This window comes from Arthrobacter sp. TE12231, assembly GCF_054062895.1.
This window is the reverse complement of sequence record NZ_JBSSFS010000001.1, coordinates 1,759,640-1,785,369: the sequence shown is the minus strand read 5'-3', so window position 1 is coordinate 1,785,369 and position 25,730 is coordinate 1,759,640. Positions and strand designations below refer to the sequence as shown.

Here is a 25,730-nt window from a genome sequence, read left to right as displayed (position 1 = left end):
TGCCACCCCTAAGCCGTCCCCCTTATCCCCGCAACGGAAGAGCCCGCCAATGCCCAGCCCCGAATCCCGTGTGGCCTTCGTTTCCGCTGCCCGGCTGCCCGGCTGGGTGGAGCGCTTTGCCTCAAGCCATGGCGCCCTGGTGGAGGAAGAGCTCGACGCCGGTCTGCAGGTGCGAGCCGCGGACGGCGCCGTGGCGCTGCTGCAGGCGCCGTGGCCCGTGGATGGCCGGCCCGGGCGCGGCGGCGACGCGGTGTCGCGGCTGGCGTCCCTGGCCGGGCAGCCCCGCAGCCTTGGCACCGTGCTGGTCCGCCGCGGCGGCTATTCGGTGGCGGTCGTCAGCGGCGGCGCCGTGGTCGCGTCCAAGACCGGCACCCGCCACGTCCAGTCGCGGACCGCTGCCGGCGGCTGGTCCCAGCAGCGCTTCGCCCGGCGGCGCGCCAACCAGGCTGATGCCCTCGTGGAGGCCGTGGCCGAGCACGCCGCGAGGATCTTCGCGGAGCACCGGATCGAGTACCTGGCGCCGGGCGGCGACCGGACGCTAGTCGACCAGGTCCTCGTCGAGCCTGTGCTGAAGCGCTACGCCGGCGTGGCCCGGCTGGCGTTCCTGGACGTTCCGGATCCGCGTGCCGCGGTCCTCAAGAAGGCTGCGGCGGAGCTGTGCTCGGTGCGGATCCTGGTGACGGATCCGGCGTCGTAGGAACCGGCGTCGTAGGAACCGGCGGCCGTTCCATCCCCCAATATATGCAGATGGAACGACGGCCTCGTCCCTATCCGGCGGCCGGACGCCGCGGCTATTCTTCGGGCGCCAGAGTGACGGTGACTCCGTTGAGGTCCTGGCTGAAGTCAAGCTGGCAGGAGAGCCTGGAGCCGCATTCCTGGTAGCCCTCGGCATCGACCAGCAACTCGAGTTCGTCCTCGCTGCGCTCGGCAAGGGTGTCGAAGACCTCCTTTTCCAGGAAGACGTGGCAGGTGGCGCAGGAGGCGGTGCCGCCGCAGGATGCCAGGACCGGGAGGTCGTTGTCCCGGAGGGCCTCCATCAGGGTCTGGTCCGGCTCCCACTGCAGGTCGTGGGTGGAGCCCTCGCGGTCGATCACGGTGAGTTTGTTGTTGCTCATGGTGGTTCCTTCGGTTTCAGGACGCTGCGAACGCGGCGTCGGTCAGTGGGGTGCCGGGATCGGCGGCGAGCAGCGGATCAATCCGTGTTTTCTGTGCGATCAGCTTCTTGGCCGGACGGAAGTCGGTAAGGCCTGCGATGGTGTCGACGGCGGCGAGGCGCCCGTCGCGGAGGTAGACCACCGAGAACTTGCCCTCCGCCGGGGTGCCGCGCACGATCACGTCGTCGTCGGGGTGCCGGACGCCGGCCGTCTGGAGCCGGACGCCGTGCTGGACGGTCCAGAACCAAGGGATCTCCGGATCCGCGGGGGCCTGGCCCGTGATGTCAGCTGCCACCCTGTCGGCCTGCGCCATGGCGTTCTGGACGCATTCGAGGCGCTGGCTGGCGCCGTCGATGGTGCTGGTGAAGCGCGTGACATCGCCCGTGGCGTAGATGCCGGGGACCGAGGTCCGCCCGTCGTCGTCCACGAGGATCCCGTCCTGGCACTGGAGGCCGGCCTCGGCGGCAAGTTCCTGGTTGGGCACCACGCCGATTCCGGCGAGGACGACGTCGGCCGGGTAGGCCGCGCCGTCGGCGGTGACGACGCGCTCGGCCCGGTCAGACCCCTCGACGGCGGTCACCGCGGCGCCGAAGACGAACCGGACACCGTTCTGTTCATGGAGCCGCTCAAAGAAGCGGGATACCGGCTCGGAGGTCACGCGGCTCATCACGCGGTCCTGGAATTCGAGCACCGTGACGTCGCAGCCTTTCGCGGCTGCGGCGGCGGCGACTTCCAGGCCGATGTATCCCGCGCCGATGATAGCGACCCGGGCGCCGGGGACGAGGGCGCGTTTGAGTTCAAGGGCGTCGTCCCGGGTCCGCAGGGCCTGCACCCCGGGGAGTTCCGCCCCGGGGACTGTCAGGGACCTGGCGCGGGAGCCGGTGGCGATGACGAGGCGGTGGTAGCCGTGGCGGCTGCCGTCGGACAGCTGGACGGTCCTGCCGCCCGGGTCGATGGCGTCGGCGGTGAGCCCTGCCCGCCGGTTAATGCGCTTTTCGTGGTAGAACTTTTCTTTGCGCAGCACGGCGGACTCATCCGGAGCGCCGGCCTTCAGGAGTTCCTTGGACAGTGGAGGGCGTTCGTAGGGCGTCTCCTTTTCCGCTTCGAGCAGCAGGATGTCCCCCTCCCAGCCGCGGGATCGCAGTCCTGCGGCCACCGCGACTCCGGAGTGGCCGGCGCCGACGATGACGATTGGATTCAGGACGGACTCAGTGGGCTGCTGACTAAGCATTGAACTTCTCCAGCTCGACGTAAAGGTGTTCCGGACCTGAGTTGGTCAGGTTGTTGCCCCGGACGTATTCGATCGGCTTGTCTTTGTTGAGGGTCAGGGAGCCGAGCTTTGCGGCGAGGAGTTCCACCGTTACGACCGTTTCCAGCCTGGCCAGCGGGGCGCCGAGACAGCTATGCACACCGTGGCCGAAGCCGAGGTGGCCGTCGGTGTTGCGGTCGATGTTGAAGGTCTCGCCGTCGGGGTACTTGGCGCTGTCGCGGTTCGCCGCTGCCGGCAGCAACCGGACGATGGCGCCGGCAGGGATGCGCACGCCGGCAACCTCGACGTCTTCGGTGGTGATCCGGCTGGCGCGCTGCACCGTTCCGCGGAAGCGGGCCAGTTCCTCGACGAAGAGGTTCGCGTCGGCGGGGTTCTGCCGGATCCGGTCCAGCAGCCCGGGTTGCTCGCTGAAGACCCGGAAGGCGTTGGCCAGCAGGATGGTGGTGGTGTCATGGCCGGCAACGAAGACGAAAGCGCAGAGTTCCTTGGCTTCCTTCTCGCTGAGGAGGCCTTCCTTCCACATCCGGGCGATATGGCCGCCCACGGACTCGCTTTCCTCGCGGTAGAGCCGTTCCATGGTGCCCTTCAGGTACGCGAAGAACTCGAAGGTGCTCTGTTCGTCGGTTCCCGTGCCCTGCGCATTGCGGGCCAGCCTGCCGAAGTAGCTGAAGGTCTCATCCGACCAGAACTTCATCTTCTCGAAGTCCGACGCCGGGACATCCAGCAGGGCGCTGATGGTGGACATGCTCAGCGGGATCGCGTAGTCATCGACGGCGTCGCCGCCGCCGGCTGCGATCATCGGGTCCAGATATTTGTGGGCGTTCTCGCGGACCCGGTCTTCAAAGCGGGCGATCGCCTTTGGAGTGAAGGCCTGCGCAACGACCTGGCGCAGCCGCGTGTGGTTCGGGGCATCGAACAGGGTCAGGAAGGTCAGCGGCACCGGGTCCACCACTTGGGAGGAAAAGACCTTCGGGGCGCGCATGGCCTTGCGGACATCGTCATAGCGGGAGATGAACCAGACGTCCGAGACCGGCGAGGCGGCGCGGAGAACCGGAGCGTTGTCCCGCATCCATGCGTAGTGCGCGTACGGGTCACCCTGGGTTCCGTCGTCGACGACCTTGAACGGCGCCATGCCATCCGGCCAGGCGAGCTCATGGGAGTAAGGCGGCAGTGCGGCCGGCCCGGAGAGTGACTCGTCCACGGGCGTTAGTTCTGTGGTGGCGGCAGACATCATTGTCCTTCTTTCATGCGTGACTGTCGTGGGTGACTCACGCGGGTGAATTCCCCGTGCGAGTCGACGTGATCCACGTCTCAATCAAGAGTGCCCACCGGCCACGCGTCGGCCCCATAGGGCTTCCGTTCATCGGTTGTGAAAGTCGCCCGGCGGCTCTTGTGCGCAGGCGAGCGTGACGGTGAAACCGGAGCCGATTGTCAGTGGCAGGAAGTGTGTCACCCCCGGGCTCGATTACCGCACTAAATTGACCCGCAACCGGTCGTTCAGGCGGATTGGTATAGGCCCCATTCGGGGATGGGGTCGTCGAGGGGTGCCGGCCAGTCGGGGTCGTCGGTGTCTGCGGCGGGGAATGGGTGCCCGGCCGTGAAGTGGTGCCAGTCGGGGAAGGGATCCGGGGGCAGTTCCGGCTCCGGATCCGCGGGCACGCCTCGCTCCGCCCGTGGGTCTGTGTCTGTAGCCGTGATCGGGAGGTGGGCGGGCCAGCGGGGCGGTTCCCAGTCCTGATGCTCGCTCGGATAGTAGCGTTTTGAGGGTGAAATCCAGCCCGGCGGGCTCGTTGTGGTGGCCCCGACGGGTGTCCAGGCGGAGGAGTGTTTGAGGCGGTGGTGTTTCGGGCAGGGCTGGCCCAGGTTGGCGATACCGGTGGTGCCGCCGTCGGCCCAGGCCAGGAGGTGGTCCGCCTCGTTGTCCAGGGAATGGTTGTTACAGCCGGGAAACGGACACCTGCCGTCCCGGAGCCGGAGCCAGTGCCGCTGCGCCGCCGGCAGACGGTAGCTGCTCCGCCCGATTTCCAGCGGCGCCCCGTCCCGGGGATCGGTCAGGACCCGGTAGAAGGAACCCGCGCCGCCACTGACGAGGCGCCGGGCCATCGACGGCGGGATCGGACCGTACCCGTCCAGGACGGCCGGTTCGTCCGTGAGGCCCAGCAGCGACAGGACCGGCACGGTGACCAGGATCTGCGCCCGCGGCACCGGAAGACCCCCGCTCCCACCGGTTCCGCAGTCAACCATTCCGCCGCTGGCAAGTCCGTTGGTGGTGCCGTCGCCGGCTGTTCGGGCTGTGGTCCCTGGGGTGGGGCCGGTGGCGTTGGTGAGGAGCCAGGTCGCGGCGATGTCGGCGCGCAGCTGGGCCAGGGTCCGGGTCTCGGCCGGGCCCTGCAGGGCGCGGGCGGCGGCGGTGGTCCGTTCCCAGATCCCGGCCCGCGGTCTCGGCCGGGAGCCGGGCGGAAAGCCAGGCCATGCCGTCCCGGTCCGGGACGAACTCCACCCGCCGGTCCGCGACGCTCACGGTGTGGCGTGCCTCGATGCTCTCCGGGTGGTGGCGTTCGCGCCAAGTGCGGGCCTTGGCCCGGAACCGGGACGGCACGAGCTCCCCGGCCGCACAGCCCCGGGCCGCCCCGGGGGCGTCGGGGTCCAGGAAGTGCCCCTCCAGCGAGGCCGCCCCGGCACCGTCCAGGCCGCTGGTTTCCTCGACAAGGATCCGGGCGTGCTGCCAGGAAATCGTCCCGGCCCGCAACGCCGCCCAGGTCAGCGGCAGCCCGGTCGTCAAGGCCCGGGCCTCGGACAACAGCGCCCCGGCGGTGCGTTCGCTCACGGTCAGGACACAGGCCACCTCGGCGACCAGGGCCATCTCCTGGACGGCACGGTCCCGCACGGATCCCGCCGGCGGGGCCAGGAACCTGACCGCCCGCGCGTAGTCGGCGGCCAGCTGAACCTTCAGCGCCGCCGTCCGGGCCTCCAACCGGGCCACCTCGGCCAACCCGTCCAACAACCCATCCGCCAAATCCCGCAACGGATCAGCGTCCCGGAGGGCATCAGCATCCCGCAAGTCATTGGCATCCCGCTGGGCATCGGCGGCGGCCGGATCAGAGCGGTCCGGGCCGCCGGCACCGGACCCGAGCAAGGCAGCCAGCACAGCCACAGACGCGGCAACGGCCTCCACCGCCACCCCGCTGTCCCCGCTCCACGCCACCCTGCTTTTCATACCCCAAGTCTATGAAGGGGCACCGACAATCTTGATGCTGCTCCGACGGGACGCCGGCACTGACGCCCGGTCTGCCGTGACATCTTTTTGACCGGTGCCGTGGTCGCCGTGGTGCCCGCAACCGGGTCTGCTGCAGGCCTGTTCGGCAAGCGTGGAACTCGCCCTTCCCGTCCATCAGGGCTCAAGCCTGGGCAGCCGGCTGGGGTGCCTGCTGATTGCCTCTGCAATCACTGCACGGCTCCTGCGCTACATCGGAACCCGTGAAGTTGCGGACGGAGCCTGACGACGAGCCATGGGCCCGGCAGACCGCCGCCCACCGCCGCCCACTGCCGCTCACGGACACGTCCACAGACACGCCCTCAGCCCCGTCTCGGAACCGGGCCGGAGGCCTTCAGTGCACGGGAGATCCCGTGCGCTGCGGTCAGGAGCGCCGGGACGGTGAGGGGCACGGCGGCTTCCTGCCGCGGAACGATGGCATTGAGCGCGGCGGCGACGGTGTTGCCCGGGCCGAAGACGGGCACGGCGATGCCCGTCCACTCCGTTACGCCGATGCCCGGCAGGGCAACGTAGCCGCGATGCCTAATGTCGGCCAGGTGTTTCCGGATGAGTGCCGGGTCAGTAATGGTCTCCGCGGTCATCGCCGGCAGCGGGCGCGAAAGCACGTCGTCCTGGACGGCAGTCGGCGCGAAGGCCAGCAGCACCAGGCCGGACGAGGCGGCATGAATCGGCATCCTCTGGGCGATATGGGCGGCGTCCAGGCTGGATTGGGGCGAGGACAGCCGCTCCACGTAGAGCACGGTCCCGTGGTCCAGCACCGCCAGCGTGGTGTGCTGGTGCACGGCCGCCTGGACATCCTCCATGAAGGGCCATGCCAGCTCACGGAGATTCAGCGCACGCGATCCCCGTGCTGCCAGCTCCCACATCCGCATCCCCGAACGCAGGTTCCCGTCCGCCAGCCGCTCGATCAGGCCGTGCAGCACTAGATCGTCCACGAGCCGGTGGGTGGTGGTCAGGGGCAGGTCTGCGCGGCGGGCAAGGCCGGAGAGCGTCATGGTGGGGAGGTCGCGGTCGAACGCGCTCATGAGCCGCACAACGCGGCTGATGACCGATTCACCGGTGGGTGAGTTTGCCACGGACGCCTCCGGCCCTGCGCCTTAGCCGGCTTCCACGGTGGCCGCACGCTCCACACCCCGGACCGCGGAGAACTTCGCGATGTCGCGGCCCGCCCGGTAACCAAACACGAGGGCCGGCCCAATGTGCGAGCCGTAGCCCGGGTAGCCGCCGCCGAAGACGCTGACCGCTGCCGCACCGACGGCGATCAGGCCGGGAATGGCAGTCCCCTCGTCAGTGACCACCTCGGAGCGTTCGTTGACGCCAATCCCGGCGAAGGTGCCGAGGTCGCCCATCTGAATCTTGGCGGCATAGTACGGTCCCTTGCCCACCGGGGCCAGGTTCGGGTTCGGCTTGTGCTCCATGTCCCCGCGGAAGTGGTTGTAGAGCGTGGAACCCCGGCCAAAGTACGGGTCCTCGCCGCGCTCCGCCGCCGGGTTGAAGTCAGCCACCGTCGCCTTCAGACCCGCGGCGTCGATGCCGAGCTTGCCGGCCAGTTCCTCCAAGGTGGCGCCCTTGACCAGGTACCCGGTCTTGTAGAAGTACCCGCGCGGCATCGGCCAGGGCTTGGCGTAACCGATGCCGTATTTGTGCATCGTCTTCGCATCCCCGATCACGTACCCGAACGTCTTGTCCTGGCCCTTATTGTGCTCGATCATGGTGCCGCCGAAGTCGTGGTAACTCAGAGCTTCGTTCCCGAACCGCTTGCCGTGGCGGTCGACGGCGATCAGCCCCGGCAGTCCGATGGCGCGCAGGTGCGGGAAGAGGCGCTGCTTGCCGTTGAGGTATTTGAATACCGTGACCGGCGCCCAGGACCCGACGCTGAATACCGAATTGTCGATGTGGCCGCCGGCGCTGATCGCCAGGGTGGCGGCGTCACCGCCGTGGCCCACGGTCGGGGTGAAGTGGTCCTCGCCGTCGGCGTCGTGCGGGAAGTACTGCTGCCGCAGTTCCTTGTTGCCGGAGAAGCCGCCGGCGGCGAGGATGACGCCGAGCCGCGCCGTCACTGTGGCGGCATGCTCACCGCCGATGACCGCCCCGGTGATGGTTCCGTCGTCGTCGCGGGTCAGGGAGAGGGCCGGCGAAGACTTCCACAGGCGCACGCCCAGGTCATCGGCGCTCTTGACCATGCGGGTCATCAGTGCGTTGCCGTTGGAGCGCAGGACGGGTCGCTTGTAGCGGGCGGCGTCGGCCCAGGTGCGCAGCAGCTTCTTAGCCACATACACGAACGAACTGACCGACTGGTTCACGTGGAAGAACTCGTTGATATCCGGGCCGACCTGCGGCATGTAGCCGAACACGGTGTAGGAACTCATGTACGGCTGCATGAGGAGTCGCTTGTCCCCCAGCACGCGCGCGTCAACATCCTGCGGCAGAATGGCCCGGCCCGAGAGCTTTGCGCCCGGCAGGTCCATCTTGTAGTCCGGCGACTTCTCCGGGTAGGTGAACTTCACCTCGGTCTCGTTCTCGAAGAAGGAGATGGCTTCCGGCACGGTGTCCAGGAAGTCACGGACGCCAGCCTCGTTGAACGTCTCCGGGGCCAGGTTCCTCAGGTAGGTCTCGGCTTCCTCCCGGGTGTCCCCCTGCTCCACGCCCTGCTTGTTGCCGGGGACCCACGCCCAACCGGCGGAGATCGCCGTCGTGCCGCCGAAGTACTGTTCCTTCTCGGCCACGATCACGTTCAGTCCTTGCGAGGCGGCTTTCAACGCTGCGGCCATTCCGGCCACACCGGAGCCAATGACGAGGACATCACAGAGGACGGGTTTGCTCATGGTTTTGCTCCGTTCAGTCGGCCGCACGCTTCGCTGCGGCAGCCGGGTTGGAATGCTAGACCCCCAGTAGAGCCGGTGACGCGGATCACCGCGAGGACGATTACCATTGAGCGGGAATCCTGAGGAGGTTCAATGGCGAATTCCGCATCGGGCGAGTCGATCATCGGACGCTTTGTGAAGATCGTAAGCGCGTTCGACGACGGCCACACCTCCATGAGCGTCGCGGAACTGGGGCGCCGGACCGGGCTTCCGGTGACGACGACCTACCGGCTGGTCAACGATCTGCTGCTCGAACGGCTCCTCGAACGCGAGCCCGGCGGTGACATCCACATCGGGACCCGGATGTGGGAGCTCGTCTCCCGCGGATCCAAGATGCTGGGGCTGCGGGAGGCCGCCCTGCCGTTCATGGAGGACGTCCAGGCAGTGGTGCAGCACTCCACCACCCTGGGAATCCTTGATTCGGATGAGGTTCTGTACATCGAGCGGCTGGGCTCCGACAAGACAATCGTGGACATCACCAAGATCGCCGGCCGCCTCCCCGTCCACGCGACGTCGTCCGGGCTGGTCCTCCTTGCCCACTCCTCCGCCGCCTACCAGGACACCATCCTGGCCCGCCCGCTGACAAAGTACACCGAAACCACCCTGACCGATCCCGCCCTGCTGCGCCGCCACCTGGCCGAGATCAGGCAGCGCGGCTTCGCGGCCATGCCCGGCGTGATCGTGCCCGAGTCCAGCGGCATCGCCGTCCCCGTCTTCGGCCCCGAGAACACCATCCGCGCCGCCCTCAGCGTGGTGGTGCCGCGCAACGAGGAGAACGCAGCCGCCCGCGTCCCCGTGCTGATGGCTGCCGCGCGGGGCATCTCACGGGCCCTAGGCTGGCGCGGCGAGCTCAAGGGCACCCTCCGCCAAAGTCACTGAACCACGGTTTTCCGGTCAGACTTTTGCCGTTCATCGGCAATCGTGTGGTTGCCGTCACAACTCCCCTGCCACTCTGGCTTAGACGCAGCGAAGATGCTGCAGGAGTACGAGGAGCAGCACATGAACCCCACACAGAGCCGCGTGGCCGGGAAGACCGCCGTCGTCACCGGCGGCCGCGGAGATTTGGGCAGCGCCACCGCCGCCCTGCTCGCCGAGCACGGCGCGAAGGTCGCCAGCTTGGACGTTGCGGGCATTCCGTCCGCCGCCACCCACGAAAACATCAGCCAGTACGACGTCGACGTCACCAGCGAGGACAGCGTCGCTGACGCGATCCGCCGGGTGACGGACGAACTTGGCGCCCCGGACATCCTGGTCAACGCGGCCGGCATCATCGGCCCGGCCGGCGCCTCGCACACCGCATCACTGACGGACTTCGACACGATCTTCAACGTCAACGTCAAGGGCGTCTGGCTGATGACCAAGCACGTGGTCCCCGGCATGATCGAGAAGGGCGCCGGCAGCATCATCAACTTCTCGTCCATCCACGGCATCACGGGCGGCCGGAACGTGCCGCTCTACCACGCCACCAAAGGCGCCGTCCGGCTGCTGAGCAAATCCGACGCGGCGGCCTACGGAAGCCACGGCATCCGGGTCAATTCCATCCACCCCGGGTCCATGAACACCCGCATGAGCCGCCGCTCCGCCGAGCAGTCCGACATCGGCCCGGAGGCATATTACAAGCAGCTCGTCGGCTCAAACCCGCTCCCGCGGCAAGGCGAACCCGACGAGATCGCCTACGGCGTGCTCTACCTGGCCTCGGACGAATCGCGGTTCACCACCGGTTCCGAGCTCGTGATCGACGGCGGCTACACCGCCGTCTGACGGCCGCATACTCTTCCCTTCCTGAAAGGCAACACCCATGAAATTCGTCCATGGAACCGCGTCAGACCGCTACGACGTCGTCGTCGTCGGCTCCGGCGCCGGTGCCCTTACCGCGGCGGCCACCGCCGCCCGTGCCGGCAAGTCCGTCGTCGTGCTGGAAAAGAGCGCCCTGCTGGGCGGCACCTCGGCCGTCTCCGGCGGCATGCTCTGGGTGGCCGACAACCACCACGCCCGCGAAGCCGGCATCACCGATTCCAAGGAAGCTGCCGCCAGATATGTGCGGGCCGTGGCCCGCGGCCGCGGACGGGAGGAACTCCTGGACGCCGCCTTGGACTACGGGGACCAGATGCTCCGCTTCGTGGAAGCGGAATGCGGCGTCCGCTTCATTTTCCTGAACAACTTCCCGGACTACCGCCAGGACCTGCCCGGCGCTGTCGAGGGGGGCCGCACCGTGGAGCCGGAACTCTTCAACAGCAAGGAAGCCCTGGGCGCGCTCACCCCGCACGTCCGCACCGACGGCCGCGCCCCGTTCACCATGCAGGAGTACGAAAACTGGGGCGCCTTCACCAAGTTTCCCTGGGACGAACTGAACCGGCGCCAGGCCGACGGTTTCGTGGCCAAGGGGCAGGCCCTCGTATCCATGCTCCTTGCGAGCCTGGTCCGCGACGGCGTGGCCCTCGTCACCGAGGCCCGCGGACACCGCCTACTCACCGACGGCGGCCGGGTGACCGGCGTCGAACTCGAAACCGGCGACGTCTTCCAGGCGAACGACGGCGTGGTGCTGGCCACCGGCGGCTTCGAATGGGACAAGGCACTGGCCGACTCGATGCTCGCCTCGCGGCTCTACACGATGTGCTCTCCGCCCTCGAACACCGGCGACGGCTTGCGGATGGCGCAGCGGATCGGCGGCCAGACCCGCGGCACCAGGGAAGCCTGGTGGGCCCCGATGTCGGTCACCGGCGACACCCGGGACGGGCAGCCAATCGGCACCCTGCTCCGCTTCGAGCGCCAGGGCCCCGGATCCTTGATGGTCAACCGCCACGGCCGCCGCTTCGCCAACGAATCCCAGAACTACAACGACCTGGCCCGGAGCCTGCAGTCCTGGGACTCCCCCCGGAACCAGACCCTCAACACCCCGGCACACGTGATCGTCGACCACGCCTACATGGAGCGTTACGGCATCCTGGCGCACCGGGCCGGTCAGCCAGTCCCCGACTACCTGATCGAAGCGTCGACGCTGGCGGAGCTCGCGGCAAAGATCAAGGTTCCCGCCGGAAATCTGACGGCGACTGTGGCGCGGTTCAACGAGTTCGCCGTCAAGGGCGAGGATCCCGACTTTGGCCGCGGCGAAAGCGCGTACGACAAATACTGGGGCGACGGCGACAACCCGTACCCGAACCCGTCCCTGGGTCCCCTCGAGACCGGACCGTTCTACGCCATGGAGGTAGTGAACGGCGCCTTCGGAACCAACGGCGGCGTCGCCACGGACGGCCGCGCCCGCGTCCTGGACGTGGACAACCGCCCCATCGAGGGTCTCTACGCCGCGGGCAACACGACCGAAAACGCCTACGCCGCCGGCTACCCCGGCGCCGGTGCCACCCTCGGCCCGATCATGACCATGGGCTACCTCGCCGGCCGCACCATTGCCGGCCAGGACCCCGGCTTCGCCCCGACGGCCCGCACCACGGCCACCGCTGACGCAATCTCTGAACTGGTGGAGGCCTGAGATGATCCGCCACACCGTCCTCTTCAAGTTCAAACCGGACTTCCCGCCCGCCGACAAGCAGGCCTGGATCACCGGACTCAACAAGATGACCGGGAATATCCCCGGCATGCTCAGCCTGACCCACGGCCCGGATGTGCTCAGCACAGAGCGCTCCTTCGACTACGCCATCGTGGCGGACTTCGAAAAGGTCGAGGACATCGCGGTGTACAACACGCATCCGCTGCACGAACCGCTCAAGGCCTATTCATTCCCCAACAGCCAGCAAATCCTCTCGGTGGACTTCCACCTCGGGGATACCCAGCCGGCTGCCACTAAGACGCCGTCGTCTTAAAGGAGATCCCCATGCACACTGCACCCGCTCCACGCCTGGCCGCGCGAAAGACACCCAGGAAGGCAGCCCTGGCGTCCTTCCTGGGCAGCACCCTGGAGTACTACGACTTCTTCATCTACGGGACCGCCGCGGCGCTGGTGTTCCCGCACCTGTTCTTCCCCGCCGCCGACCCCGCCATCGGCCTGATCGGCGCCTTCGCCACCTTCGGCGTCGCGTACGTGGCGCGGCCGGTGGGCGGGCTCGTCATGGGCCACTTCGGCGACAAGCTGGGGCGTAAGAAGATCCTGTTGCTCACCCTGGGCATCATGGGCCTGGCCTCGCTCGGCATCGGCTTCCTGCCAAGCTACGAGCAGGTGGGCATCTGGGCCCCGATCCTGCTGGTGGCCGGGCGGCTCGCGCAGGGTTTCTCCGCCGGGGCTGAATCGGCGGGCGCGTCCACGCTCACGCTGGAACACTCCCCGGAGGGCAGGCGCGGCTTCTTCACCAGCTTTGTGATGACCGGCTACGCCTCCGGCATGGTGCTCGCCACCCTCGTCTTCATCCCGGTCACGTCCATGCCGCAGGAAGCCATGATGAGCTGGGGCTGGCGCATCCCGTTCTGGCTCTCCATCGTGGTCCTGGCCATCGCGTACTGGGTGCGGACCCACCTGGATGAGACCCCGGTCTTCGAGGAGGCCCAGGAACACCGGCAGGTCGCCCCGATGCCGGTCAAGGACGTGCTGAAGTTCCAAGGCCCCGATGTGCTCCGCGTGATGGGCATGTCCATCATGTCCGTCATGCAGACCATCTTCACCGTCTTCGGGCTGGCCTACGCTACCTCCACCGCCGGGTTTGACCGGGCCTCCATCCTGACCGTCAACGCCGTCGCCATCGGCTTGTCGATGTTCGCCATGCCGCTGGCCGCGAGGCTCTCGGACCGGATCGGCCGACGCCCGCTGCTGCTGACCGCCGCGATCGGCTGCTCGATCACGATCTTCCTGTACTTCCTGGCCCTGTCCTCAGGCAATATCCTGCTGGTGTTCCTGGCAGCTCTCCTCAACATGACGGTGCTGTACTCCGGCTTCAACGGCATCTGGCCCTCGTTCTTTGCCGAGCAGTTCGCCGCCCCGGTGCGCTACACGGGCATGGCGATGGGCAACCAGCTGGGCCTGGTCCTGGCCGGTTTCGCCCCGATGATCGCCGGCATGCTGCTCACCCCCGGCATCACCGGGTGGGTTCCCGTGGCAGTCTTCGCCACGGTCTGCATGGTCATCGCCGCCGTCTCCGTGTACTTCTCCCGCGAGACGTACAAGACCCCCATAGAGGACCTGGGCGGCCCCTACCTGGCCGGGACCGCCCGCCGCCGGGAAATGCTTGCCGGGGAGAATCCCGCCGCACAGCAGGCCCCGCCGGCCCTGCAGCTTCCCTGAACCGCCGCCACCCGGCGCCACCGCCCGAAGGAGAACCCCATGTCCAGCCGTCACAGCGCGTTCCCGCACCACTGGCCAATCCACGTGGCCGGGACCCGGATCCTGGGACCACAGGGGTCCGGCATGCACGGATCCGCAGGGTGCCTGGTCCCCGCCGCAGGCACCGGGGAACCGGCAACGCCTCGGACCTCCGCCGGTGAACTGACTGCCTCGCCGTGGCTCGGCCTGCACTATGACACGGAAGACATGTAGAGCAGCCTGCGGCTCCGCACTGCCCGACGGCGCCTGCCGCCCCGATCCGTTCGGGTGCCGCAGGCGCCGTTTCAGCAGCCGGTCAGGTGACGCTTCGGCCGCTCCTGCCGGTAGAGGTACCGGCAGGCTTCGCGGAAGCCTGCTTGTGCGTACAGGTCCCGGGCACCGGCGTTGGACGCCATCACCAACAGCCAGTAGCCCTCCAGCCCGCGGGGGTCGCCTTCGCGCAGCAGGGCCCGGACAATCCGGCCGCCATAGCCGCGCCGCCGCGCGTCCGGGCGCGTCGCCATGCAGTACAGGCCGCCCCAGCCCGGCCCGGCGGGCGCAGGGCCGGCCACGACGGGCACAGTCCCGGGCATGGCGAGCCGCGCGACGGCGGCCGGTACGCCGTCGTCGTCCCGCACCAGGGCGTAGACGGCCGGGCAACCTTCGAGGATGCCGCGGGCGACGGCGAGCTCTGCCGACCCGCCGCGGCCGTCGACGCTCCACCACAGGTCCAGCCAGTCGGCAGTGGGTTCAGGGGTGATTTCCACGGCCGGGTCCGGGCCCGCAGAGCCGCCGGCAGGCTCCGCCCCGGACGGACGTACCAGGACCAGGGTTTCGGACTGCCGCGTGAACCCTTCGGCGTCGAGCACCGCATTCAGGGCCGCATAGCGCGGGCCGTCAAAACTCTGGAAGATCAGCGGGAGCCGCCGGTCCCGGTACCACAGCCGCGCCTCCCGGATCCTGGCGATCAACCGGTGCGGGTCCTCGCCGGGATCCCGCGTCCAGACCGAGTTCGCCCGCTGGGTCACGCCGGACGCGGCCCGCAGCACCCACCCGCCGGACTCCTCGCATTCGGCGGCAGGCCACGCGGCATCCATCAGCGCCTCCAGACCGCGAATCCCTGCGGGGTTCCCCGGCGCGATCTGTGCGGGCTTTGGTGCGGGGTTCGGGCTCTGATCCATCGAGGTTCTCCGTCCGGAACGAATGAAGGGGCAGCTGTGCGGAGTGTAGGCACCTGTGCAGAGAGTAGGCACTTGTGCAGACAGCAGGGGCTCCGCGGTTTCCCGGGGAGCCCCTGCTGTTGATGCTGATGCTAGACGGCTAGTTCTTCGCCTCGGGGGCCTTCGTGGCCTCGGGCTTGAAGTCCACGCCGGCTTCCTTGCGCTGCTGCGCCGTGATGGGAGCGGGCGCCTGGGTCAGCGGGTCGAAGCCGCCGCCGGACTTCGGGAATGCGATGACGTCGCGGATGGACTCCACACCGGCCAGCAGGGCCACAACGCGGTCCCAGCCGAAGGCGATGCCGCCGTGCGGAGGGGCGCCGAACTTGAAGCCCTCGAGCAGGAAGCCGAACTTGGTCTGGGCGTCCTGCTTATCCAGTCCCATGAGTTCGAAGACCCGTTCCTGGACATCGCGCTCGTGGATACGGATCGAGCCGCCGCCGATTTCGTTGCCGTTGCAGACGATGTCGTAGGCGTAGGACAGTGCCGACTCGGGATCCTGGTCGAAGGTGTCCATGAACTCCGGCTTGGGCGAGGTGAACGCGTGGTGCACGGCGGTCCATTTGCCGGCTCCGACGGCGACGTCACCGGACGCGACAGCGGCGGCGGCGGGCTCGAACATCGGCGCGTCCACGACCCAGCAGAAGGCCCAGTCGGAGGGGTTGATCAGGCCGGTCCGGTGACCGATCTCCACGCGGGCCGCGCCCAGGAGGGCACGGGACGGGGTCTTCTCGCCGGCGGCGAAGAAGATGCAGTCACCGGGCTTGGCGCCAACGGCGTCGGCGAGGCCCGCACGCTCGGTGTCAGTGAGGTTCTTGGCCACGGGACCGGCGAGTTCGCCGTCTTCCTTGTACAGGACGTACGCCAGGCCCTTGGCGCCGCGCTGCTTGGCCCATTCCTGCCAGGCATCGAGGGCGCGGCGGGCCTGGGAGGCGCCGCCGGGCATGACGACGGCACCCACATAGGGCGCCTTGAAGACGCCGAAGTTGGTGTCCTTGAAGAATTCCGTCAGCTCGGTGAGCTCCTGGCCGAAGCGCAGGTCCGGCTTGTCCGAGCCATAGCGGGCCATGGCGTCGTGGTAGGTGATGCGCTGGATGGGCGTCGGGATCTCGACGTCGATCAGCTTCCACAGAGCTTTGACGATGTTCTCGCCGAGCTGGATGATGTCGTCCTGGTCCACGAAGCTGGCCTCGATGTCCAGCTGGGTGAATTCCGGCTGGCGGTCCGCGCGGAAGTCCTCATCGCGGTAGCAGCGGGCGATCTGGTAGTACTTTTCGAAGCCGCCCACCTGCAGGAGCTGCTTGAACAGCTGAGGGGACTGCGGCAGCGCGTACCAGGAGCCCGGCGCCAGGCGTGCGGGGACCACGAAGTCGCGGGCGCCTTCCGGCGTCGAGCGGGTCAGCGTGGGGGTTTCGATCTCCACGTAGCCGTCCTGGTGGAGGAGCTCGCGGGCCACGCGGTTGGCCTCCGACCGCAGGCGCAGGTTGCGGGCGGGGCCGGGGCGGCGCAGGTCCAGATAGCGGTGCTTCAGGCGGGCTTCCTCGCCGACCTCGACGTGCTCGTCGATCTGGAACGGCAGCGGATCGGAGGTGTTGAGGATGGTGACCTTCTCGGCCATGACCTCAATCTCACCGGTCGGAAGCGCCGGGTTCTCGTTGCCCTCGGGACGCTGGGACACGGTGCCGACGATCTGCAGCACGTACTCGTTGCGCAGGCCGTGGAAGACCTCTTCTTCGCGGACCACTACCTGGGCGACGCCGGACGCGTCGCGGAGGTCAACGAATGCGACACCACCGTGGTCACGACGCCGGCCGACCCAGCCGGCGAGGGTTACGGTTTGTCCAATGTGCTCGGAGCGAAGCGATCCGAGGTCATGTGTGCGCAGCACAGCACGCCTTTCTGAAGAAGACAGAGGGAAAATCAAAAGCGATATTAAAGAATGACGCTCTATAGGATCGCTACTGGAACGATCCCGTTCGAGTTTACCCGTTGGAAAGGACCCTCCCGCCATGGCGAGCCGGCATCACGGAACCCAACCCGGCGACGGGCCCGGTGAGCAGCCTGTGGAGCGCCACGGGCAGCAACAGCTGCAGCGCCGGCTCGGCGTCGTCGATTCCACGGCGATCGGCCTCGGTTCCATGCTGGGGGCCGGGGTGTTCGTGGTGTTCTCCCCCGCCGCCGCCCTGGCCGGCCCGCTCCTGACTTTGGCCGTGGCCGTCGCCGGCGTCATTGCCTACTGCAACGCCGTCGCCTCGGCGCAACTGGCGGCCAGATACCCCGCCAGCGGCGGCACCTACGTGTATGGTCGCCGGCAGCTTGGCGAATGGCCCGGGTTCATTGCGGGCTGGGGCTTCGTGACGGGCAAGACGGCGTCCTGCGCGGCAATGGCGCTCACGTTCGGGCACTACGTGGCACCGGCCTACGCCACACCGCTGGCGGTCGCCGCCGTCGTGGTCCTTACCGGAATCAACCTGCTCGGCATTACCCGGACCGCCTTCCTGACCAGGATCCTGCTGGCCATCGTGCTGGCCACGATTGTTTTCGTCGCGGTGGCGTCGCTGTTGGGTCCGCACCCGGACGGCGCCCCCGCGGTGTCCGCGGTCCCGGTCTACCCGACGCCGTCGGGCGTCGACTGGGGCGTCCTTCCGGCGGCGGGGCTGATGTTCTTCGCCTTCGCCGGCTACGCCCGCATCGCCACCCTCGGCGAAGAGGTCAAGGACCCCACCCGCACCATCCCGCGCGCCATCCTGGCAGCGCTGGCCGGGGCCTTCGTAATCTACCTCGGCCTGGCCGCACTGCTGCAGTGGCACCTTCCGCCGCAGCAGTTGGCGGAGTCAACGGCACCGCTGCTTGACGCGGTGGCCGTCTCACAGCTCAGCGCCGGAGTTCCCTTCGTCCAAGCCGGGGCGGCGGCCGCGTGTCTTGGCGCGTTGCTGGCCCTGATCACCGGGGTGGGCCGGACCACCCTGGCAATGGCCCGGGAACGTGACCTGCCGGCGCGGCTGGCCCGGGTGGGCGGCGCCCACACCGTCCCGTTCGTCGCAGAACTGGCGGTCGCCGCCGTCGTCATCGTCCTGCTGCTGAGCACGAACGTGATGACAGTCGTCGGGTTTTCCAGCTTCGGGGTGCTCATTTATTACGCCGTGACCAACGCCGCCGCCTTCACGCTGGGCCGCCGCCCGTGGCATGCGCCGCGCTGGCTCAACGTGCTGGGTTTCCTCGGCTGCCTCGTCCTGGCCGTGACCCTCCCGCCGGCCTCCATGCTGGTCATGGCGGCGGTGCTGGCCCTCGGGGTGGCCGGGCGGTTCCTGGTCCTGCGGTGGCGCAGGACTCCCCGGCAGCGCTAGGTAGCTTTAGTTCCCGCCGACGGCGGTCACGCGGACGTGCAGGTCCTCTTCGGCGGGCGTCCACGTGGCCGGGTCGGCGTCAACCTGCTCGCCCGAGCGGATGTCCTTGACCTGGTGCTTGCCGTCGTCGTCGGTGAACCAGACGAACGGGATGCCGCGGCGGTCCGCGAACTTGATCTGCTTGCCGAATTTCTCGGCCTTCGCGGCGACCTCCGTGGCGATGCCCCGGCTGCGCAGCTGCGCCGCGACGTCCTGCGCCGCGCCCCAGCTGTCGTCGTTGTTGAGGGTCACCAGGACGGCGGTCGGAACGGAGCGGGTGGCCTTGGCGAGGTCCTGGCTCAGGATCCGCGACACCAGGCGGGTCACGCCGATCGAGAGGCCGACGCCGGGGAACTTGCGGTTGCCCTTGGTGGCCAGGGCGTCGTAGCGTCCGCCGGAGCAGATCGAGCCCAGCTGCTCGTGCCCCACCAGGACGGTTTCCACCACGGTGCCCGTGTAGTAGTCGAGCCCGCGGGCGATGCTAAGGTCCGCGACCACGCGGCCCGGTGCGCGCTGGACGGCGGCCGCAATAACCTGTTCCAGCTCGTTCAGGCCCTCTTCGAGCAGCTCGTTGGTGACGCCCAGTGCCCGGACCTGGCCCACGAAGGACGTGTCCATGGTACGGATGCCCGCGAGTTTGAGGGCGGCCTGCGCCTGTTCGTCGGTGGCCCCGAGTTCCTCTTTGAGCAGCTCAGCCACTTTCGCGGGCCCGACCTTCTCAAGCTTGTCGATGCTGCGGAGAACGCCGGCCGTGTCGGTGAGCCCGATTCCGGTGTAAAAGCCTTCGGCCAGCTTGCGGTTGTTGATCCGGAGCAGGAAGTCGGGGATGGGCAGCGCGTTGAGCGCTTCGGCGATGACGAGCGCTATTTCGACGTCGTAGCGGAACGGCAGTTCGCCGTCGCCGACCACATCGATGTCCGCCTGGGTGAACTCGCGGGCCCGACCCTCCTGGGGACGCTCGCCGCGCCAGACCTTCTGGATCTGGTAGCGGCGGAACGGGAAGGCCAGGTAGCCGGCGTTCTCCACGACGTAGCGGGCGAAGGGCACAGTGAGGTCGAAGTGGAGGGCCAGGGCGTGCGGGTCGGACTTGGCCGCCGCGTCGCCTTCATCGTCCTGGAGCCGGCTGAGGCCGTAGACCTCTTTGTCGATTTCACCCTTGCGCAGCAGCTGCCCCACCGTTTCCACGGCACGGGTCTCGATCGAGGAGAAGCCATGGAGCTCAAACGTCCGGCGCAGGGTGTCCAGCACATGGAGTTCCACCAGCCGCTCCTCGGGAAGCCACTCGGGGAATCCTGACAGGGAGGCTGTGCGTGCCATGGTGAAATTTTCTCCTCTAGTTGCTGCTGGTGCTGGTGCAGAATCCGGGCGCGGACGTCACGCGGCATTCTCTGTCGAAACGTAACGAAGATAGGCGGCAGACCGGCCAGTCGTGCATAAACTGTGTGCGGCAGTCAGTTTATGCGTTCGGCGCCCGCTTCTTCCAACGGAGGCGGCCCGGCGGGACTGCCGGCAGCTTGCAGCTGTGACCGCGACGGCGCCCACGGCCCGTCACGGTCACGCACCTTACAACCAGGAGGACCTTTGGCGGCCAGTTCACGCAACGCACGCGAGGCGAAGCGGCGCGTTCAGCAGATGGAGGCCAGGCGCGGCCTGCGCCGGGACCAGGACAAGCGCCGCAAGCGCGACAACGTTCTGGCCATCAGCGCCGGCACCGGTGCGATCGCCCTGGCCCTGGTCCTGCAGCTCACCGTCTTTTCGTCGAACCCCACCGAGGAAGAGTTCGCGGCCGCGCAGGCGGGACTGCAGAGCCCCTCGGCGTCCGCCACGCCGACGGCGGCCGCCACGAATGCGGACAACATCCCCAAACCGGACACTGCCGCGGGCAAAACCTTTACCGGCGAACTCGCGCTGAACCGCGGCACGCTAGGCGTTGAAATTGACGGCACGAAGGCCCCGCAGGCCGCGGCCGTCTTCAAGTCCCTCGCCGACCAGAACTTCTACAAGGGCCTCAGCTGCCACCGGCTGACCACGGGCGAGACCTTTGGTGTCCTGCAGTGCGGGTCCAAGACCGGCGACGGCAGCAGCGATCCTTCCTACACGTGGGGCCCGCTGGAGAACACCCCGGCTGACAACAAGTACCCGGCCGGAACCATCGCCGTGGCCCGGACCAGCGGCAACGCCAACGGCAACGGCACCCAGTTCTTCATCGTCTACAAGGACACCGTCATACCCGCGGACGCCGCCGGCGGCTACACGGTGGTGGGCAAGGTGACCTCCGGGCTCGACGTGGTCGGCGGGATTGCCGCCGCCGGTCTGAAGCCGGGCGATAACGCCACGGACGGCGCACCTGTGGAACCAGTCACGATAGACTCGTTCACACTGAAGTAACCAGATGCGGCCCTGAAGGCCGTAGTCCCGGTATTTCCCTCCAAGCGAAAGACTTCTAGCGGTGACAGACAGTCAGAAATCCGACGAAACAGTGGCAACAGCAGCTGCCAACGAAACCGAAGCCGAGGCAACCACTGCCGAGGGTGCAGGCGCTGCCGTAGACGCGGCACCGGAAGCGGCAGCCGAGGCATCGACCGCAGAGGCAGGCGAGAACGCCGAGGCCGCCGATCCCGCCGTGGCCGCTCCGGCGGACCCGGCAGTCGAAACGGCAGCCGAGCCTGTTGCCAAGGCTCCTGCTCCTGCTCCCGCCCCGTCAGCGGCGGCGGCGGCGGCGCGGCCCGCGCCGAGCCCGGCAGCCTTCGCTGCCCGGCCCAAAGCCAAGCCCTCCGCAGCCGCACCGGCTCCCGCACCCGCGGCAGTCTCCTCCGCAGCCTCGCTGGCCGAGGCGGCCCGCTGGGGCCGCGTTGAAGGGGACGGCCACGTCTTCCTGACCGTTGACGGCACGGAATACCCCGTCGGCCAGTACCCCGGAGTGAGCGCCGACGAGGCACTGGGCTACTTCGCCCGCAAATTCGAGGACATCGTGGCCCAGATTGTTCTGCTGGAACAGCGCGTGAGCTCCAAGGCGCCCACCACGGACATGCAGAAGACCGTCACGCACCTGCGCGAACAGCTTGCCGAGCGGAACATGGTCGGCGACTACCTCTCCGCTGAGGCCCGGCTGGATGCCCTGGTGACGCAGATCGGCGAGCTCGAGAAGGCCGAGAAAGCAGAACACGACGCCGTCCGCGCCGCCGAACTTGCCGCCCGCGAGGCCATCGTGGCCGAGGCCGAGGAAATCGCCGGCCACGATCCTGCGCAGATCCAGTGGAAGACCTCCAGCGCACGGATGAACGAATTGTTCGAGAGCTGGAAGATCGCCCAGAAGAGCGGCGTCCGTCTCGGCCGCAGCAACGAAGACGCGCTGTGGAAGCGGTTCCGTGCCGCCCGGACAGTCTTCGACCGCCACCGCCGCGCCTATTTCTCCCAACTGGACAGCAACAACTCGGCTGCCAAGGCCGTCAAGGAGAAGCTGATCACCGAGGCCGAGGCACTCTCCTCCTCGACCGACTGGGGCTTTGCCGCCGGCGAGTACCGCCGCTTGATGGACGAATGGAAGGCCTCGCCCCGCGCCAGCCGCAAGGACGACGACGCCCTGTGGGCCCGCTTCCGCGCCGCCCAGGATGTCTTCTTCACCAACCGGCAGGCCGCCAACGACGAGATCGACCAGGAATACGGTGCGAACCTCGTGGTGAAGGAAGCGCTCCTGGTGGAGGCCAACGCGCTCCTGCCCATCAAGGACCTCAACGCTGCCAAGAAAGCGCTGCAGTCCATCCGTGACCGCTGGGAAGAAGCCGGCAAGGTTCCGCGCGCCGACATGGGCCGCATCGAAGCCGGCCTGCGGAAGGTGGAGGACGCCGTCCGCCAGGCCGAGGACGAGAACTGGAAGCGCTCCAACCCGGAGACGAAGGCGCGCACCAACAGCGCCCTGACCCAGCTCGAAGCCGCCATTGCCGGTCTCAAGGAAGACCTCGCCAAGGCGGAGAAGGCCGGCGACGAGCGCAAGATCAAGGCAGCCCAGGAGGCCCTCGAGGCGCGCCAGGCCTGGCTCGAGCAGCTCGAGCGCTCAGCGAGCGAACTCTCCTAAGCAGCCGGCACGCCGGGAAACCAGGTCCAGGCCCCGTTTCGGTTTATCCACATGACCGGAACGGGGCCTGTTCTGTGTCCGGGGAACCGGGAACGATGGCGGAATGGTACTCATGCCCCGCGCCCCTGCGGATCGTCCGGGTTTGCCGGTGCCGGGCCCGGGTCCGGGTCCGGGTCCGCGTCCGGGTCCGGGTCGGGAGCAGTGCGAGCTTTACTCCCCCGGCGCCCTGTTCTCCTGGCCGGAGCTGCAGGCCATGGCCGCCGACGGCGTGCTGACGCAGCTGTATCAGCGCGGGTACCTGCCGCCCGGCGTCCCGGCCAGTCCTCAGCTGCGCGCCCGCGCCGCGTCCCTGGCCGTGGCGCCGGCGATCCGACAGCGGGTGGTGGCGGGGCGGATGACCGCTGCGTGGATCTATGGCTGCGCCGACGAACCTGACCGCCTGGCCCTGCTGGTCGATGCCAACCGACGCATTTCCAGCCTGAGGTCCGTGCGCGGCTGTACCTTCCATGAAGTGCGGCTGGGGCCGTTCGACGTCGTGAGCCTGGGCGGTTTGATGGTGTCCAGCCCGTTGCGCACGGCTTTGGATGTGGCCCTGCACGTGGAGGCGGAGCGCGCTGTGCCGGCCCTGCGGGCGCTCCTGGCCAGCCCCGAGCTGGGAGTGCGGCTCCGGCTGCTCAGGCTGGCCGTCGAGGCCAGCCCGCGCGTCCCGCACAAGAACGCCGCCCTCGCGAAGCTCGCCGCCCTCGTGCCGGAGCCGGAGTAGCTGGCTAAAACGAGTTAGTTCCGGCGGCGGTTGCCGGTGGTGCGGTACACGTCGAAGACACCGTCGATCCGACGGACGGCACTGAGCACGTGGCTGAGGTACTTCGGGTCGCCCATCTCGAAGGCAAACTTGGAGATCGCCACCCGGTCCGTGGAGGTGTGGACGCTCGCCGCCAAAATGTTGACGTGGTTTTCCGAGAGCACACGGGTGACGTCGGAGAGCAGCGACTTGCGGTCCAGCGCCTCGACCTGGATCTCCACCAGGAACACGCTGGATTGGGTCGGTGCCCAGTCCACTTCCACGATCCTGTCCGGCTGGTCCATCAGGCCGCTGACGTTGGTGCAGTCGGTCCGGTGAACCGAGACTCCGGAGCCGCGCGTGACGAAGCCCAGGATCGGATCCGGCGGGACCGGCGTGCAGCACCGGGCCAGCTTCACCCAGACGTCGTCCACGCCGCGGACAACAACACCGGAGTCGGAGAAACGGGCCTTGCTGACCTGCGTGGGGATGGAGACCTCGGCAAGGTCATCGTCCGGGTGCTCGTTCCCGCCAAGGCTCTCCACGAGCCGCTCCATGACGGACTGCGCGGACGTGTGGCCGTCGCCCACGCCGGCGTAAAGCCCGGAGATGTCCGCGTACTTGAAGTCCTCCGCGATTGCCGCCAGGGCATCGTGGGTCATGAGCCGCTGCAGCGGAAGGTTCTGCTTGCGCATCGCCTTGGTCAGCAGGTCCTTGCCGCGGTCAATCGCTTCCTCGCGGCGTTCCTTGCTGAACCACTGCCGGATCTTGTTCCGGGCCCGGGCGCTCTTGACGAAGTGCTGCCAGTCCTGGCTGGGCCCGGCGCCCTCCGCCTTGGAGGTGAAGATCTCCACCCAGTCGCCATGGTTCAGTTCGCTGTTGAGCGGGACGAGCTTGCCGTTGACGCGTGCGCCAATGGTCCGGTGACCAACTTCGGTGTGCACGGCGTAGGCAAAGTCCACCGGGGTGGAGCCGGCAGGCAGGGCCATGACCTCACCCTTGGGGGTGAAGACAAACACCTCGCGGGCGTTGATCTCAAAGCGCAGGGAGTCGAGGAACTCGCCGGGGTCCGAGGTTTCCTGCTGCCAGTCCACGAGGGAGCGCAGCCAGCCCATGTCGCCGTCGCGCGGGCTGCCGGGGCCCGCGGCCGTCCGGTTCGGCTGGTCCTTGTACTTCCAGTGGGCGGCCACACCGTACTCGGCCCGCCGGTGCATCTCGTGGGTCCGGATCTGGATTTCCACGGGCTTGCCGCCCGGACCGATCACCGTAGTGTGCAGGGACTGGTACATGTTGAACTTCGGCATCGCAATGTAGTCCTTGAACCGCCCGGGGAGGGGGTTCCAGCGAGAGTGCATCGCGCCCAGGGCCGCGTAACAGTCCCGGACCGAATCGACCAGCACACGCACGCCCATGAGGTCGTTGATGTCGTCGAAGTCCTTATCGCGGACGATCATCTTCTGGTAGATCGAGTAGTAGTGCTTGGGCCGTCCGGTGATCGTTGCCTTGATCTTTGCCGCGCGGAGGTCCTCGGTGATCTGGTTGCGGATGACGGCCAGGTTCTTCTCGCGCTCCGGGGTCCGGTCCCCCACCATGCGCACGATTTCCTCGTACACCTTGGGGTAGAGGGCGGCGAAGGAGAGATCCTCCAGTTCCCATTTGATGGTGTTCATGCCGAGCCGGTGGGCCAGCGGGGCGAAGATTTCCAGGGTTTCGCGGGCCTTGCGTGCCGAAGACTCGGCCGAGACGAAGCGCCACGTACGGGCATTGTGGAGCCGGTCGGCGAGTTTGATCATCAGGACGCGGATGTCCTTGGCCATCGCGACGACCATCTTGCGGACGGTCTCGGACTGGGCCGCCTCACCGAAACTGACCTTGTCCAGCTTGGTCACGCCGTCCACCAGCATGGCCACTTCCGGGCCGAACTCGGCCTTGAGGTCGGCCAGCGTGTAGGACGTGTCCTCAACGGTGTCGTGCAGCAGGGCTGCGGCCAGCGTCGTGCCGCTGAGGCCGAGCTCGGCGAGGATGGTGGCCACCGCCACCGGGTGCGTAATGTACGGGTCCCCGCTCTTGCGCTTCTGGCCACGGTGGCAGCGCTCAGCCACCACGAAGGCGCGCTGGATCAGGTCGAAGTCTTCTTTGGGGTTGTTGGCCCGGACGGTGCGCAGCAACGGCTCCAGGATCGGAGAGTAGGCGGGGGCTCCGCGGCCCGTCAGTCGGGCAAGGCGTGACCTCGTGCGTTCACGCCGTCCGGGGAACGTGGGCCGGGCGCCCGAATTATCGACCGGCACGGGAACATCAGGACGTCCGGGAGCCACAAGGCCAGTTTGAGAACTCTGGCCTTGGCCCTTGCCCGCAGGTGCCTCCGGCACCGGCGTCGAACGTTCTTCCAATGGAACACCTCTCGCGACCGGTTAATTATTCAAGTGTATTCCCGCAGCAGGATACTTCGATAACCGGCCCGGAT

20 protein-coding genes and 1 pseudogene are annotated in these 25,730 nt (G+C 68.0%); 11 read left to right on the top strand and 10 right to left on the bottom strand.

The window, feature by feature from the left end:
- Positions 1-49: 49 nt before the first annotated feature.
- Positions 50-697, top strand: coding sequence for an acVLRF1 family peptidyl-tRNA hydrolase (locus tag ACVWYS_RS08110; RefSeq protein WP_456508966.1), 648 nt, complete (start codon positions 50-52; stop codon positions 695-697).
- A 94-nt stretch (positions 698-791) separates the two neighbouring features.
- Here ACVWYS_RS08110 and ACVWYS_RS08105 read toward each other — a convergent pair whose 3' ends face one another.
- The 6 genes and pseudogenes from ACVWYS_RS08105 to ACVWYS_RS08080 form a co-directional block, all read right to left on the bottom strand.
- The gene (locus ACVWYS_RS08105) at positions 792-1,115 is read right to left on the bottom strand and encodes a 2Fe-2S iron-sulfur cluster-binding protein (RefSeq protein ID WP_456508965.1); all 324 of its coding nucleotides are present in this window, start codon (positions 1,113-1,115) and stop codon (positions 792-794) included.
- A gap of 16 nt (positions 1,116-1,131) precedes the next feature.
- On the bottom strand, positions 1,132-2,385 hold the full coding sequence (locus ACVWYS_RS08100; protein ID WP_456508964.1) for an NAD(P)/FAD-dependent oxidoreductase: 1,254 nt from the start codon (positions 2,383-2,385) through the stop codon (positions 1,132-1,134).
- Positions 2,378-3,658: a cytochrome P450 gene (locus ACVWYS_RS08095; RefSeq protein ID WP_344367468.1), complete on the bottom strand. Its 1,281-nt coding sequence runs from the start codon at positions 3,656-3,658 to the stop codon at positions 2,378-2,380. The genes ACVWYS_RS08100 and ACVWYS_RS08095 overlap by 8 nt, the downstream gene beginning before the upstream one ends.
- 263 nt (positions 3,659-3,921) lie before the next feature.
- A pseudogene (locus ACVWYS_RS08090) lies at positions 3,922-5,641 on the bottom strand (DUF222 domain-containing protein).
- Positions 5,642-6,000: 359 nt separating this feature from the next.
- Entirely contained in the window at positions 6,001-6,774 is a 774-nt protein-coding gene (locus ACVWYS_RS08085; RefSeq protein WP_344367651.1) for an IclR family transcriptional regulator, read from the bottom strand.
- A 21-nt stretch (positions 6,775-6,795) separates the two neighbouring features.
- Positions 6,796-8,523, bottom strand: coding sequence for an FAD-dependent oxidoreductase (locus ACVWYS_RS08080; RefSeq protein ID WP_456508962.1), 1,728 nt, complete (start codon positions 8,521-8,523; stop codon positions 6,796-6,798).
- A 132-nt stretch (positions 8,524-8,655) separates the two neighbouring features.
- On the opposite strand from ACVWYS_RS08080, the gene ACVWYS_RS08075 reads away from it, so the two are divergent.
- The 6 genes from ACVWYS_RS08075 to ACVWYS_RS08050 all read left to right on the top strand — a co-directional run bounded on the left by ACVWYS_RS08075 (position 8,656) and on the right by ACVWYS_RS08050 (position 14,041).
- Positions 8,656-9,441, top strand: a complete 786-nt coding sequence (locus tag ACVWYS_RS08075) for an IclR family transcriptional regulator (RefSeq protein ID WP_344367649.1) — start codon at positions 8,656-8,658, stop codon at positions 9,439-9,441.
- A gap of 120 nt (positions 9,442-9,561) precedes the next feature.
- On the top strand, positions 9,562-10,323 hold the full coding sequence (locus tag ACVWYS_RS08070) for an SDR family NAD(P)-dependent oxidoreductase (RefSeq protein WP_091252424.1): 762 nt from the start codon (positions 9,562-9,564) through the stop codon (positions 10,321-10,323).
- Between the two features lie 37 nt (positions 10,324-10,360).
- A complete protein-coding gene (locus ACVWYS_RS08065) occupies positions 10,361-12,049 on the top strand; it encodes an FAD-dependent oxidoreductase (protein ID WP_456508961.1) in 1,689 nt (562 codons plus the stop codon).
- Position 12,050: 1 nt separating this feature from the next.
- On the top strand, positions 12,051-12,380 hold the full coding sequence (locus ACVWYS_RS08060) for a Dabb family protein (protein ID WP_091252371.1): 330 nt from the start codon (positions 12,051-12,053) through the stop codon (positions 12,378-12,380).
- An 11-nt stretch (positions 12,381-12,391) separates the two neighbouring features.
- Entirely contained in the window at positions 12,392-13,789 is a 1,398-nt protein-coding gene (locus ACVWYS_RS08055; RefSeq protein WP_456508960.1) for an MFS transporter, read from the top strand.
- Positions 13,790-13,828: 39 nt separating this feature from the next.
- Positions 13,829-14,041, top strand: a complete 213-nt coding sequence (locus ACVWYS_RS08050) for a hypothetical protein (protein WP_456508959.1) — start codon at positions 13,829-13,831, stop codon at positions 14,039-14,041.
- A 71-nt stretch (positions 14,042-14,112) separates the two neighbouring features.
- Here the strand turns inward: ACVWYS_RS08050 and ACVWYS_RS08045 are convergent, their stop codons facing one another.
- Entirely contained in the window at positions 14,113-14,988 is an 876-nt protein-coding gene (locus ACVWYS_RS08045; protein ID WP_456508958.1) for a GNAT family N-acetyltransferase, read from the bottom strand.
- 139 nt (positions 14,989-15,127) lie between these two features.
- Positions 15,128-16,912 (bottom strand): aspartate--tRNA ligase, encoded by a 1,785-nt coding sequence (gene aspS / locus ACVWYS_RS08040; protein WP_344367642.1) that lies wholly within the window; start codon positions 16,910-16,912, stop codon positions 15,128-15,130.
- A 121-nt stretch (positions 16,913-17,033) separates the two neighbouring features.
- Between aspS and ACVWYS_RS08035 the strand changes: the two genes are divergently transcribed.
- The gene (locus ACVWYS_RS08035) at positions 17,034-18,371 is read left to right on the top strand and encodes an APC family permease (protein WP_456508957.1); all 1,338 of its coding nucleotides are present in this window, start codon (positions 17,034-17,036) and stop codon (positions 18,369-18,371) included.
- 6 nt (positions 18,372-18,377) lie between these two features.
- Here ACVWYS_RS08035 and hisS read toward each other — a convergent pair whose 3' ends face one another.
- Complete coding sequence (hisS, locus tag ACVWYS_RS08030) at positions 18,378-19,727, bottom strand: histidine--tRNA ligase (RefSeq protein WP_344367639.1); 1,350 nt, start codon at positions 19,725-19,727, stop codon at positions 18,378-18,380.
- Between the two features lie 264 nt (positions 19,728-19,991).
- Here hisS and ACVWYS_RS08025 point away from each other — a divergent pair, with 264 nt between their 5' ends.
- The 3 genes from ACVWYS_RS08025 (at position 19,992) to ACVWYS_RS08015 (ending at position 23,248) form a co-directional block, all read left to right on the top strand.
- Entirely contained in the window at positions 19,992-20,798 is an 807-nt protein-coding gene (locus tag ACVWYS_RS08025; protein ID WP_116767989.1) for a peptidylprolyl isomerase, read from the top strand.
- Between the two features lie 61 nt (positions 20,799-20,859).
- Positions 20,860-22,485, top strand: coding sequence for a DUF349 domain-containing protein (locus ACVWYS_RS08020; RefSeq protein ID WP_456508956.1), 1,626 nt, complete (start codon positions 20,860-20,862; stop codon positions 22,483-22,485).
- 103 nt (positions 22,486-22,588) lie between these two features.
- Entirely contained in the window at positions 22,589-23,248 is a 660-nt protein-coding gene (locus ACVWYS_RS08015; protein WP_456508955.1) for a hypothetical protein, read from the top strand.
- Positions 23,249-23,262: 14 nt separating this feature from the next.
- Here ACVWYS_RS08015 and ACVWYS_RS08010 read toward each other — a convergent pair whose 3' ends face one another.
- Positions 23,263-25,554, bottom strand: a complete 2,292-nt coding sequence (locus ACVWYS_RS08010; protein ID WP_456508954.1) for a RelA/SpoT family protein — start codon at positions 25,552-25,554, stop codon at positions 23,263-23,265.
- Positions 25,555-25,730: the final 176 nt, after the last annotated feature.